The 12,775-nt window shown below is 68.6% G+C and carries 9 protein-coding genes; 1 reads left to right on the top strand and 8 read right to left on the bottom strand.

Annotation, left to right across the window (positions count from 1 at the left end; all coding sequences use genetic code 11):
• The first annotated feature begins 534 nt into the window (after positions 1–534).
• Entirely contained in the window at positions 535–1,005 is a 471-nt protein-coding gene (locus H0X91_RS00005) for a hypothetical protein (RefSeq protein ID WP_012493818.1), read from the top strand.
• Positions 1,006–1,157: 152 nt separating this feature from the next.
• On the opposite strand, the gene H0X91_RS00010 is transcribed toward H0X91_RS00005, so the two are convergent.
• From H0X91_RS00010 to H0X91_RS00045, 8 genes are all read right to left on the bottom strand, one after another.
• The gene (locus H0X91_RS00010) at positions 1,158–1,835 is read right to left on the bottom strand and encodes a DUF429 domain-containing protein (RefSeq protein WP_006497811.1); all 678 of its coding nucleotides are present in this window, start codon (positions 1,833–1,835) and stop codon (positions 1,158–1,160) included.
• A 9-nt stretch (positions 1,836–1,844) separates the two neighbouring features.
• Entirely contained in the window at positions 1,845–2,369 is a 525-nt protein-coding gene (locus H0X91_RS00015) for an HD domain-containing protein (protein WP_006489846.1), read from the bottom strand.
• A 118-nt stretch (positions 2,370–2,487) separates the two neighbouring features.
• The gene (locus H0X91_RS00020) at positions 2,488–5,958 is read right to left on the bottom strand and encodes an ATP-binding protein (protein WP_196432686.1); all 3,471 of its coding nucleotides are present in this window, start codon (positions 5,956–5,958) and stop codon (positions 2,488–2,490) included.
• 3 nt (positions 5,959–5,961) lie between these two features.
• The gene (locus H0X91_RS00025; protein ID WP_006497813.1) at positions 5,962–7,212 is read right to left on the bottom strand and encodes a metallophosphoesterase family protein; all 1,251 of its coding nucleotides are present in this window, start codon (positions 7,210–7,212) and stop codon (positions 5,962–5,964) included.
• Positions 7,213–7,561: 349 nt separating this feature from the next.
• Complete coding sequence (locus H0X91_RS00030) at positions 7,562–8,332, bottom strand: hypothetical protein (RefSeq protein WP_043205837.1); 771 nt, start codon at positions 8,330–8,332, stop codon at positions 7,562–7,564.
• A gap of 252 nt (positions 8,333–8,584) precedes the next feature.
• The gene (locus H0X91_RS00035) at positions 8,585–9,127 is read right to left on the bottom strand and encodes a hypothetical protein (RefSeq protein ID WP_006497816.1); all 543 of its coding nucleotides are present in this window, start codon (positions 9,125–9,127) and stop codon (positions 8,585–8,587) included.
• Between the two features lie 441 nt (positions 9,128–9,568).
• The gene (locus H0X91_RS00040; RefSeq protein ID WP_034203784.1) at positions 9,569–11,554 is read right to left on the bottom strand and encodes a gamma-glutamyltransferase family protein; all 1,986 of its coding nucleotides are present in this window, start codon (positions 11,552–11,554) and stop codon (positions 9,569–9,571) included.
• Positions 11,555–11,785: 231 nt separating this feature from the next.
• A complete protein-coding gene (locus tag H0X91_RS00045) occupies positions 11,786–12,742 on the bottom strand; it encodes a LysR family transcriptional regulator (protein ID WP_196432765.1) in 957 nt (318 codons plus the stop codon).
• Positions 12,743–12,775: the final 33 nt, after the last annotated feature.

The raw sequence follows: 12,775 nt of genomic DNA on the forward strand, positions 1-12,775 counted from the left end.
CTGACTTACTTTAGTGTGAGACTCTTGATACTTTTGCTATCTGATCCGAGGATCAGCTCGCTGTCATCAAGCGCCCACACTTATCGGCTGTTAATTTTTAAAGAGCATGTCTGCGAGGGATCTTGAACCCCTCAGCAGCGCTGCGTTTTCAGCAGCAGAGAAGCGAGATTATGAACCGTGTTTCGCAGCTCGTCAACAACTTTCTGAACGACTTCGTTGCGACTGCGGGGCTCAACTTCCGTACCGCCGAGGCTCGCTACCTCCGAACCCCAACAGCACTGCTTCCCTTCCCTCCGCGCCGCGTTTCCGTTGGCGCGAAAGAGGCGTGATTCTAAGCACCTGTCCCCATCCATGCAAGCGCTTTTGTGAAGAAAGTTTGAAAAAGCCTCCGTGCGCTCACGCGCACGGAGGCTTTGGGCTCGACGGGCCAGGAAGCGCAACGCGCGCCGCCGTCCAAAGATATGACGAACACGTCTCTTTCCCCCTATATGAGGGGGCGCGGAACGGCCAAGGAACCCGGCGCGGTCGAGTATCATGCCGCGACCGAACCACGCACTCATATTGACGATGGACAGCACGACTCAACCCGGCGACACCGACCTTCGCGACGAATATGCGGCACTGCGCGAGCGCGCGATCCTGCTGGAACAAGAGGTCCCGCCGCTTCTGCAACGCATCTCGGACATGCTGCCGCGCATCAGCGGCGAATCCGAACTCGCGGATACGCATCGCGAGCGACTCGTCGGTGCGCGCAACGCGGCACTGGTCTCGATCGAAAACTATCAGCAGGCGATTCCATTCCTGCAGACCGCCGACTCGATCATCGAGCAGCTGGACAAGACGCCCGAGCGCGACGAAGACATCGAGTGGCGGGAATCGCTGCTGCAACGGCTGGACGAGTTGATCGATGTCGCGGTCGTGATGATCGACGATGCGGACAGCTACTTCGCGCATGCCCAAGCATGCGACCTGTCCAGCGTGCCGACATCCATCCTCGAGGATTGAACAGGCTCGCCCGGCATCGCGCGGTGCACCGGCCTCACGTCGTGCCCGCCGACAGCCGCTAGCCGCCCGCTGCATCGCCGGGCCTGCGGCATTCTTCCCGCACGAAGCGTTCGCCCTCCGACCGCCATCCCGCGCGGAGCCGCACGTCGCCGCTACGGCGAATCAAGCACGATCGTCTCGCTCATCACCGGCACGCGGATGTACCCGCCCGCCGCATCGCCATACGCATGCGCGTTCCCGTCGATCACGTACTGCGCCGTCAACGCGCACAAGGTGGCGTCTCGCGCATCGACGGTGCGCAGCGTCGATACGTCGATTCCCAGCCGCTCCAGCAATTGCCGCCGCTGATTGCGCTTCTGCTTCGCCGACGCCACGGCCTTGCCCAGCATCGCGCAGGTAATCGCATAAGGATAGGTTTCGAAGCTCGCACGGCCGCCCGCGTAGCGCGCGTCCGTCAGCAACGGATAGGCGTCCGAAAGCGCGCGGTAGACGCGCTCTCCCATGAACATCCAGTCGAAGAAGCCCGACGTGCTCGCGATGGCCTGCTCGCGCGACGGCGTCGGGAAGCACGAGATCCGTTCGCGCGCGAGCGCCTGCTCGGCCGCGCGGCGGCCGCTCCCTGTCCACCACAGGCTCGGCGCGTCGACGCCGACGGCCACGACGTCATGGGCGAGACACAGTGCGGGCAACGACTCGGGCGCGATTCGCGCTTCCCGACAGACGACCGTCGAGCCACGCAGGATCACGAGATCGCACAGCTTCCTGTCGCCGCCAACGTCGACACCCGCGACTGCAGCCGGTCGTGGTGCGGCGGATCGGGCCGATCGCATGCGCGTGCGTCAGTCCGCCGGCCGTGCCGCGTACGCGGTGTCGAAGATCGCCTCGAGACCGGGATGGACGCCGCGCATCGGGTCGACGACCGACTTCGCCCAGTCGAAGTACGCCTGCTTGCGTTCGAGCGGCCAGTCCGCGGGCGGATGCCGGGCGATGTCGCGCAGGTTGCAGATCTTGTCGGCCAGCTTCACCAGCTTCGCGCGCCGGCTGATGGTGGCCGCGTGCTCGACCTGCAGACGCTTGCGCTCCTCCTTCGGCAGCGACTTGTCGTCGGTGACTTCCATCACGATGTCCGCCACATCCTTGCCGAACAGCCGCAGCAACTCCTGCTCGGTCGTCTCCGTATCCTCGACCGTGTCGTGCAACACCGCCGCGACGATCACGCGCTCGTCCTCGACGCCGGCCTCGTTGGCCAGTACGTCGGCGAGCGCGATCGGATGATTGATGTACGGCGACGCTTCTTCGTCCTTGCGCCGTTGATTGCGATGCTTGTCCGCCGCGAACGCAATCGCGGCTACCAGCTTCTTCATATTCACCCCTCGTGTGGCCAGACCGCGGCCGTTGAACCGGCCGCGTGCATTTCGGAACCGCTCATACTACCTGTACGCGATGCCGCTTCCCGTGCGCCGGCTTCCCGGCGTGCCCGCATCACGCGCCGACCGGCGCGCGCTGCAACTCGACCACGTTGACCCGCGCGCCGAATACGTCCCTCACGAGCGGCAGCAGGTGGTCGTGGTGCGTCAGGAACAGCACCTGGGTACGCGTCGACAGATCGCGCAGCGCATCGAGCCCCGCCTTCGCACGCGCGTCGTCGAAATTGATGAACAGGTCGTCGGCGACGAACGGCAGCGCCGTGCGGCTGCCGAGCTGCAACTCGAGCGCCGCGATCCGCAGCGCGAGGAACAGCTGATCGCGCGTCCCTTCGCTCAACCCGGCGACCTCGACCGACGTCCCCTTCGTACGCCGTGCATACAGCGCGGGCGGCGTCCGTTCGGTATCGACGGTCAGCTTCGCGAATTCGCCCAGCGTGAGTCCGGCGAAGATCTCGCCCGCGCGCCGCAGCATCGGCCCCTGCTTCTGGTCACGGTAGCGATCCGTCGCCCACTTCAGCAAGCGGCTCGCCGTGGCCGCTTCCAGATACTGTTCGGCCGCGTCGCCCATTGCCGCGAGCGCCTCCTGCCGCTTCGACTCGGCGACCGCCGCGTTCGCCTGGCCGTCGATCGCGCCGAACGCCTGATCGGCCACGACCTGCTGCTGCGACAACGCGTTCAGCCGTTTGCCGACATCGTCCAGCGACTGCTTCACCGCTTCCAGATGCGCCGGCACGTCGGCAATGTCCTGTTCCGCCACCTCGGCCTCGACGGCGGACCGGGACAGCCCGTCGCCGTCGCGCACCAGCGCCTCGTGCGCGGCATCGACCGCCTGCCGAAGCTGGCGCTGGCGATCCGAACGCTCGGCCAGCGGCAGCGCCGCATCGATCGACGCGACGCCGGCCCGTTGCAGCAGCGGCTGGATGCGCGCGTCGGCGCCGGCCACCGCAGCCGCCGCGTCCGCGACCTTGCCGTCGGCCTGCCGCACGGCCTCGTCGGCACGATCGATCGCACGCGCGATTTCCCGGGCGGCCGCGAGGCGCATCGTCAGCCGCCGCGCGACGTCCGGCCAGTCGCCGCTCGCCAGCCATTCCGGCGCGAGCGCTTCGGCAAGCCGCCGCGCGCCGGCCTCGAGTGCGTTCAACTCCGCGCGGATCGCGGCGATCCGGTTGCGCGGCGCGTCGGCATCGGCCAGTTCGGCCGTCACCGTATTCGCGAGCCCGAGCGCGCCTTCCGCCGCGGCCAGCGTCGTCGCGCTCGCGGACAGTTTCGCGTCGGCCAGCGCGTCGCGCCATTGCGCTTGCCACGCGTCGTAAGCCGTTTGCGCATGATCGGCCCGCAACTGCGCGGTCGCGCAGCCGCGTTCGGCTTCCCGCGCACGATCGTCGAGGCTGTCCTTCTGCGCGGCCGCTTTCTCGGCCGACTGCACGAACGTCTCGGCGACGGCGACGAGCGCGGCCAATCCGTCCGCTCCGCCGCCCCGCGATACCGGCAGCAGCGCCGCGCGCAGCGCGGCTTCCGCGCTGGCACGGGTAGCACGCATCGCGTCGAATTCGCGACGCTGACGATCGAGCTCGGCCTGTGCAGCGAACACCGCGTCGCGCTTCGCGAGCCAGTCGCCCATCGCCGCCAGCGGCATGCCGGGCACCGCGGCCGTCGTCGCGAGCGCGGCCCAGGCGTCGCGATGTGCGGCGAGCTCGCGCTCGCGTTCGTCCAGCGCGGCTTGCCGGCGCGTCACGCCTGCACGGGCGGATTCGACCTGCTGACGCAGCGATTGCAGCGTCGCCGCGGCCTGGGTCGCGCCGAGCTGCGCATCGACGAGTTCGTCGGCGAGGCGAATCGCGGCATCGACCGCCGGTGCGCCCGTTGCGAGATCGACGGCCCCGCTGCGGATCTCGCCCCACGCGCCGTCGCGCCGCGCCCGCGCCGCCAGCACGTCGGCGGTCGTGACGACCTTGTGGTTCTCCGCGAAATGCTTCTCCTGCAGCACAAGCCGTTCGAGTTCCTCGAGCGCGCCATCCCGCGCGTCGCGCGCGGCAGCGGCCGCGCTGGCGCGTTCGCTGTCTTCCTTGAGCAACGCGCCGAGCCGCGCGGCCGACGGCACGTCGAGCGCGCGCAGCGCGTCGACCGGCATCCGCCATGGGCCGAGCGCATCGAGTGCGCCGGTCAGCGTGCGTTCGGCAGCCGCGATGTCATGCGCCAGCGCCTGCTCGCGCGGGCCGCTGTTGCGAAAACCCTGTGCATCGGCCAGCGCCGCGCGCAATGCTTGCGGCACGTCGACGGTCGACAGGCGCGCCTGTTGTTCGCGGACCTGCGCCAGCTCGCGCGTGCGTTCGTCGAGCGATTCGCGCGCGCCGGCGAGCGCCTGGTGCAACGCGCCATGCTCGCGCAGCAGGTTCGCGACGGTCTGCAGCGACAGCGCCGTCGGCAACGCGGCGCGCAGCGACGCTTCGTCCGTCGGCCAGCCGAGTTGCGCGGCCGCCGACAGCGCGGCGGACAGGTGCCGCTCGACGTCCGCACCGAGCAGCAGCAGATCCTGCGCGTGATTCATGCATGCGCCGCGCAGCCGGTCGAGCGCCTCGATATCCGCTTCGAGCGCCAGCGTGTCGGCGTCCGCGGCGATCGCATCGCGCGCCTGCCGCTTCGCGAGCAGGTCGGCGCGCCGTTCCTCGAGCACCTTCTGCTCGGCCGCGAGATCGCCTTGCGCCTTCAGCAGATCCGCATACGCGGTCGGCGGCAACTCGACGACCGTGCCGAGTTCGGCCAGCGCCGCATCCTTGACCGTCAGTTCCTTCAGGTACGGCGCGAGCCGCCGCACGCGTTCGAGCTTCGAGCGCAGCGCTTCGAGCCGACGCTGTTCCGCGCGCGCCTGCTCGATCTGCTGCTCGACCGCTTCGCGTGCGTCCTTGCGATCGACCCAGTCGCGCGTGCGCACCTGGACCGTCTTCAGTTCGGCGACGGCTTCGTTGAACGCCGTTTCGGCCAGCGCAAACGCGCTGCCGCTGCGACGCGGCGCCCACAATTCGAGCGCGCGCGCGTCGAGTTCCTCGCGCACCGGCCCGAGGCTGCCGACGCCGGCCGCCGATTCGAACAGCACCTGGCCGAGCTTGTCCGATGCGTCGAGAATGCTGCGGCCGCCATCGACCAGCCGCCCGTGATCGAGCCCGAACATCTGCTCGAAGAATTCGCGCGTCGCACCGTCGAGGATCGCGGCCAGATAGTCGTCGGGCAGCTTGTCGTCGGCGGGCGTGCGCAACGAACTGCGGCCACGCGCCCGGTGGAACGCGAGTTCACCGGCGCCGCTCTCCAGCACGCCGCCGATTCGCAACTCGGGTGTGCTGTGCAGGAAATCGAGCGGCGTCTGCAGCTTCATCCCGAACAGCAACTCGGACACGGCCGTGCGGATCGTCGACTTGCCCGCCTCGTTCGGCCCGACGATCACGTGAAAATCCTCGCTGGCCGACGGAAAACGCAACGTCTCGTCGGTGAACTTGCCGTACTTGATCAGATCGAGCTGGCTGATGCGCATCGCTTACTCCCCCCTCGCGAGCCGCGCGAGCAACGCGGGCCCGACCTGCTCGACCAGCGCGGTCAGCTCGCCCGCGCGCGCCATCGTCAGCAACGGCACCTCCTCCTTCACGTCGCTGCGGACCTTGCCGACGAACGGCTTCAGGTCGCGTTCGAGCAGCGCGAGGAAATCCGGATCATGCGCGGCGTCGGCCAGGATCCGCTTCAGGTCCTCCAGCGCCTCGAGCGGTTCGCTTTCGCCCGGCTGCCGATCGGCAGCGGACGTCGCGAGCCGGACCTTCTCCAGCCACAGCCGCTCGTTGCCGATGATGCCGATCTGGTTCAGCACTTCCGCACGCAACTGCGGCGCGCGGCCGAAAAAGAGGCCATGCGCGAGCGTGCGCCCGGTGACGGTGACGCGCACCGCGCGCGGCACGTGGCCGTCGACGGTCAACAGCGCCTCCAGCGACTGGCCGATCTTTCGCGACAGATCGGCCACCGACAGGCAATCGGACGCATCGACCGACACGGCTTCCCAGCGCAGCACGTCGAGATACAGTCGCTCGACCTGCGTGTTGCCTTGCTCGACCGTCACGAGCACCGCGCCGCGCCGGCCGGTTTCGCGGATATGGCGCCCTTGCAGGTTGCCGGGAAACACGACGGTGGACGGGCCCGTCCATTGCTGGAATTCGTGCACGTGGCCGAGCGCCCAGTAGTCGTAGCCTTTCGCGTGCAGTTCGGCCAGCGTGCACGGCGCGTAGTTCGCGTGCGCCGCATACCCTTCGAGCGCCGTGTGCAGCACGCCGATGTTGTAGTACCCGGGCACCGGGTCCGGATAGCCGACCGCGAGATTGTCGACGACGGCCTTGTCCTTGAAGCTCTGCCCGTGCAGCGCGACGTCGAATTCCGGCAGCCTGAAGGTTTCCGGCTTGCGATGGCCGAACACGGTGACGTTGTCGGGCAGCGTCAGCTTCTTCGTCATCTCGCTTTCGGCATCGTGGTTGCCGCCGAGGACGAACGCGCGGATCCCGGCCTTGCGCAGGCGGCCCATCTGCTGGCCGAAGAAGATGCCCGTGTTGTGATCCTTCCAGTCGCCGTCGTACAGGTCGCCCGCGATCACGAGGAACGCGACTTCCTCCTCGATCGCCCGATCCACGAGTTGCCGCAGCGCCTCGCGCGACGCGTTGCGCAACTGCGCGGCCGGCGCGTCGGGGTACGCGCTCAGGCCGTGCAACGGGCTGTCAAGGTGAATGTCTGCCGCGTGGATGAACTTCACGAAGGTTCCTCTGTTTCATGGCGAAGGGGCGACGCCGCTCGCACGGGCCCGTGCCGTCAGGCGTCACCCCGGTAGCCGCCGGGCCTGCCGCCGCACATGCGACACGCGCCGAGCCGGATCGCGCTGCCCGTTGCAAGCGGGTCGCGATGGTACCTGAAAGCGGGTAACGACATGCGTTCTCCGTCGGTCCGGATGGCGGGGAAGCACGCGATACCGATGCGAACCGCCATTGTGCCGCAGCACGATCGCGTGACAGCGAAACGACGCCGGGAAAGCGTCGAACGGGGAGCAGGAACACACGCGGGATCGCCCCGCGTGCGTCGCGACGCACGCGCCCGGCTACCGGCGCTCACTCGCCGCGCGGAACGGGCGGCGGCGCATAGCCGTTGTCGTTGCCGGGGAATGGATTCGCGTTGCGGCGCAGCGCATCCTCGTCGCTCTCCTTCTGTGCGAACAGCGCCACACCGATCACGCCGACGTTCGCGGCATCGCCGTACCTTGAATTCACGACATAGCTGTCGGGCACGGCCGCGAAGCGGAACGCGGCGACTTCGTCGCGGCTCTTGCGGAAACCCTCGATCGTCAGCGTGCGGCCCGGATACAGCACGTAGCCGCCGTTCGTATAGCTGCCCGGCCGCCCCGACCGCACGTCGAGTCCATCGACCGTCGACACGACCTCGAACGCGCGGCGCCCCTGGTTACGCAACACGATCATGTAGCGCGAGCCTTCGACGCCGGCCATGTGCCAGCGGCCGTTGCTGCGCGCGAGACGCAGCGGCGCCCCCTTCTCGTCGGTAAACGACAGCGCGATGTCGCCGTTCGCGAGCGCGATGCGGGTCGGCAGCCGGCGCACCTGCGACGGGGGAAGATGGCCGGGCAGCACGTCGTTGTAGTAGACCGACGCGAGGTCCGTCGGCTTCGCCGGATCCGCGCGTTCGAATTCGACCTGCCGGGTTTCGGATCGCACCGACTCGCCCCACGCGGTACCGAGCCCGCGGCGTTCGCTGGCGTCCGGCGCGGCGCTGGGCGCGGCGGTACTGGCGGACGGCGGGGGCGGCGCCGCGCAGGCAGCCAGCCAGAGCGCGCAGGCGAGCGCGAGAAGGCGGAACAGGAGGGTCATGACGTGATGCCTCGGAATGTTATCGGACCGCGCCGGGCTCGCCGGAACGGTGTTTTTGTATCGTCTGTCGTCACGGTGTCGATCGGACATGCTGGCTCATGCCGGCCGGTACGACCATCGCGGCGACCGGCTGTCGGGCGCCCTGCTATTTAAGCATGGCGTGCGGGCAATGGGCAGGGGCCGCGCGCCGATAAAAAAACGGCCCGGCCCGCATCGAAGCGGACCGGGCCGTGGCGGGATGCGTGCTGTTTATTACAGCGCGCCTCCTTGCGCCGACGCCGAACCCTTCACGCCGACCGACGCGCCGCCCTGCACCGCGTTCGTCGCGCCTTCGAGCGCCTCGCCGGCCTTCGCCTTCGCGCCGCCCGCGACATCGCCCGCGGTCGACACCGCGCCTTGCGCATGGCTCTTCGTCGAACCTGCGACGTGCTTCACGTGCGACTTCGTCGCATGCACGGCCGATGCCGCCGCATCCTTCGTCGCGCCCGCCGCCGAACCGACCGCCTGCGTCGCGCCGCCCACTGCCGTGCCGGCTGCCGAGCCCACGCCGCCGACCGTCTTGCCGACACCGTTCAGCGCGCCGCCGACGACGTTGCCCGCGCCCGAACCCGAGCCTGCCGCATTCGCGCCGGCGCCCGCCTGCACGCCCACGCCGCCGCCGAGCAGCGGCGTCTGGACCTGGGCGCCGACACCTGCGGAACCCTGGGCGCCGGTCTGGGCGGTCTGTGCAAATGCAGCCGAAGTCGCCATCGCCGTCAGAGCGGCACCCAGCAGAATCGTACGAATCTTGTTCATGGTCATTCTCCCCAAAGACGTTGTTGCTGCGGGCCGCCTTCGTGCGGCTTGTCGCATGCCTCGCCGCGACATGCGGCAGGTGGAGCTAATGTAGCGGCGCCGACGCGCAAAACGATTGAATTGCGGGGACTGTTACTTCCGTTGCAAATGCTGACGATTGACTCACACTGTTTGACAATCGGGAGCTTGCGGCGGGTGAACGCCGTATTTGACGACTGGCGGGTGTGAACCGCGAACCGGGACGACCGGCTGCGTCACGGCGACGACCTGCCCGATCGCCAGGTATCGGGAAAGCCGATCCATGCAACGGCCGGCTGACGAGCCGGCCGCTTTTATCTGCATCCCGAAGGACGGGTGGCGCCCGGTCGTCGATGCGGCCTTGTCATGATGCACGGCCCCGGCCGCCGACAAGCGGACCGGGGCCGTGCGCATCCCACGCGGTTACGGCCGGAACGTATCGCCGAGCACGACGCCTTCGCGACGCGGATCGGTGCCGCCCTGCAACGCCGGCGACTGGCCGACCGTCACGCGCATCACCGTGTTGACGCCGCTCGCCTGCGCGGACGTCGACACCTTGTGCCCGAGCGCGAGCAGCCCCGTGATCAGCGGATCGTTCGCGCCGTTGTTCGCCGCGTTGACGTTCGGATGTTCGCCGCCGACCGTGGTCGTCGGGCTGTTGCTCGCGCCGAAGTCGACGAGGCCCGCCGACTGCTGCGCATCGAGCCCCCAGTCGAGCGCGCCGACCAGCGTCTTGACCACGTATTGCGGAATCGTGCCGCCGCCCGGCGAACCGGTCGCCATCACGAAGTCGCCGCGCGAGCCGTCCGCGGCCTGCCCGAACACGATCGTCGGCGCCATCGAGCTGCGCGGCCGCTTGCCCGGCTGCAGACGGTTGGCCACCGGATTGCCGGACGTGTCGAGCGGGTTCGCGGAGAAATCGGTCAACTGGTTGTTCAGCAGGAAGCCGTTGGTCATGTGGAACGAGCCCATGCTCGACTCGACCGTCGTCGTCGCGCTCAGCACGTTGCCGTCGCCGTCCACGATCGTGAACTGGTTCGTGCCGTGCTCGATCAGCGTCGTGTCGACGCCGAGCGGCACCGCACCGAGATTGCCGGGCTGCGCGGTGCCCATGCTCTTGGTCGTGTCGATCAGCGCCGCACGCGATTTCAGGTACGGCTTGTTCAGCAGCGTGTCCCACGTGCCGCCCGGCAGCGGCACGAAGTCGGTATCGGCCACGTACTTGTCGCGGTCCGCATAGGCGAGCCGTTCGGCCTCGGTGACGAGGTGGACGCCCGCGACGGTCGGCTTGCCGCCTTCGAGATCGATCGCCGTCGGCTTCAGCGACTTCAGGTCGAAGTTCTCGAGAATGCCGAGCGCCGACGCGACCGCGATGCCGCCCGACGACGGCGGCGGCATCCCGCACACCCAGTAGCTGCGATAGGTCGTGCACACCGGGTCGCGGCGCTTCGCCTGATAGGCGGCGAGATCCGCGACGGTCGTCTTGCCCGGCGTGAGCGTCGAGCCGTCCGCGCCCTTCGTCACCGCGATCTTCGCGACGATGTCCTGCGCGATCTGCCCCGTGTACAGCGCATTCGCGCCCGACTGCGCCATCAGCGACAGCGTGCGCGCATACGCGGGGTTCTTCAGTACGGTGCCGAGCGTCTTCGGCGACCCGTCGGCGTTCAGGAAATACGCGGCGGCTTCGGGATCGCGCTTCAGGTTCGCGGCGTTCGCCGCGATCGCGTCGGCCAGCCGGCCGCCGATCGGGAAACCGTTGGTCGCGAGCGTGATCGCGTCGCCGAACAGGCTCTGCCACGGCAGGCGGCCATGATCCTGTTGCAGCGCCTCGATGAGCCGCGGCACGCCGATCGTGCCGATCGAGCGGCCGCTCGCGCGCGCGTTCGGCAGCGGCGCCGAATGATCGGTGGCGTCGTCGACGTAGCGCAGGTAGTTCTCGGTCGCGGCGGCCGGCGCGGTTTCGCGGCCGTCGTACGCCTGCAGCGTCTTGCCGCGCGCATCGTAGTAGAGCAATACGCCGCCCGACCCGAGGCCCGTCGCCTCGGGCACCGTCAGGCCGAGCACGGCCTGCACGGCGACCGCCGCGTCGGCGGCCGTGCCGCCCTTCTTCAGCACCGCGCAACCGGCCGCGCTCGCGTACGCGTTCGACGTGGCGACCAGGTACGTTTTCGCATGGACGGGCTTCATCCCGGTGCGATAGCCCGACGACGCTTCCGGCAGCGACGGGTCGCCCGGCTGGTTCGAGCCCACCACGACCGTCGCGCCGCTGTTGTCGACCGCGAGGCAGCTCGCATCGGTGGAAGGTGCGGTCGTGCGGCCCGCCTCGTTCTCGACGTCGCCGCCGCAGGCGGTCAACAGGGCGGCCGCGAGCAACGCGGACGCATACGGAAAAATCGCTGTTCTGTTCATTGTCTGCCGATGTTCTCGTCGATCGTTGCGATGGACATCCTGTTGCCTGCACCCCCCTCGGTGCACGGGCAACGCGTTCGATGGTCCCATGAACAAAATTTTTTCCGCAATAAGGAAATGGCGTAGTGCAACCGGACGTTGTGTGCGCAACGTCACCGAACCGGCATGCGGGTTCACCTGTTGCACTGCATCGCGTTTCGATACGCCGATGCGGCTCGCCGCGCGACGTCGTTATCTTTTCGCCCGGCGACGCGTGCCGCTCGACGGGCCGCTGCGTGCGAAGCCGTGCTCCATCGCGTCGATCGCCTCGGAAAAGAACTCGAGAAACATCGTCATCGCGACGGTCGCGCTCATGTCCGCCCGCTGGTAGATGCAACTGAACGAGCGCGCGCCCACATCGGCCAGCGGCGTCCAGGCGAGCCGGCCGGCGGCCACGTCGTCCGCGACGTTTTCCGCGATCAGGAAGCCGACGCCGGCGCCTTCGGCCGCGAGACGCCGCACCATCGACACCGACCCGGTTTCGACCAGCGGCCGTACGTTGCGCGGCTGCCGCGCATCGATCTGGTCGAACATCGCGCGCAGCTCCGTGTCGGGCGTCATCAGGATCAGCGGATGCGCGAAGCAGTCGCGCATGCGCACCTTGCCACCCGTCGACGCCAGTGGATGACCGGGCGCCGTGACGACACCCAGCGGCTGCGCAAACGCGCGCACCTCGACGACGCCCGGCGCGGTACGCCGGCGCAGCGCATAACCGATGTCGACCTCGCCCGTCTCGACCCAGCGCACGATGCTCTCGCCGTTTCCGGAGCGCACGCTGTACGTGACGCCCGGGTAACGCTGCATCGCGGCAAGGATCGCGTCGGGCACGAGCTTTTCCGCGGTCGACGCGGGCACCGCGAGATTCACGTGGCCGCGCCGCAACGCGCGCAGGTCCTCGACCTGCGTCAGCGCGTTGTCGAAATCGCGCTGGCCGCGCCGCACGGCCGCGATCACGATCTCGCCGGCGAGCGTCAGCTGCATGCCGCGCGGCAGCCGGTCGAACAGCGGCACGCCGACCTGCTCCTCGAGATTGCGGATCTGCTGGTGTACCGCCGCGGCGGTCAGGTGCAGCGCATCGGCTGCCTTGCGAAGCGAGCCGCGCCGCGCGACTTCGTCGAAACAGCGGAATGTCTGCGATATCGAACGCATGTGGAGTCCGTTAGATTTTTCCGAACAGGCCGT

Source organism: Burkholderia sp. 9777_1386 (assembly GCF_015712265.1).
Lineage (GTDB): Bacteria > Pseudomonadota > Gammaproteobacteria > Burkholderiales > Burkholderiaceae > Burkholderia > Burkholderia cenocepacia.

What these genes read in the sequence shown, in the direction of transcription:
- H0X91_RS00005 (WP_012493818.1), top strand. Translation starts at nt 535, where the DNA reads ATGCCGCGACCGAACCACGCACTCATATTGACGATGGACAGCACGACT.
- H0X91_RS00015 (WP_006489846.1), bottom strand. Translation starts at nt 2,369, where the DNA reads ATGAAGAAGCTGGTAGCCGCGATTGCGTTCGCGGCGGACAAGCATCGC.
- H0X91_RS00035 (WP_006497816.1), bottom strand. Translation starts at nt 9,127, where the DNA reads ATGAACAAGATTCGTACGATTCTGCTGGGTGCCGCTCTGACGGCGATG.
- H0X91_RS00030 (WP_043205837.1), bottom strand. Translation starts at nt 8,332, where the DNA reads ATGACCCTCCTGTTCCGCCTTCTCGCGCTCGCCTGCGCGCTCTGGCTG.
- H0X91_RS00020 (WP_196432686.1), bottom strand. Translation starts at nt 5,958, where the DNA reads ATGCGCATCAGCCAGCTCGATCTGATCAAGTACGGCAAGTTCACCGAC.
- H0X91_RS00040 (WP_034203784.1), bottom strand. Translation starts at nt 11,554, where the DNA reads ATGAACAGAACAGCGATTTTTCCGTATGCGTCCGCGTTGCTCGCGGCC.
- H0X91_RS00045 (WP_196432765.1), bottom strand. Translation starts at nt 12,742, where the DNA reads ATGCGTTCGATATCGCAGACATTCCGCTGTTTCGACGAAGTCGCGCGG.
- H0X91_RS00010 (WP_006497811.1), bottom strand. Translation starts at nt 1,835, where the DNA reads ATGCGATCGGCCCGATCCGCCGCACCACGACCGGCTGCAGTCGCGGGT.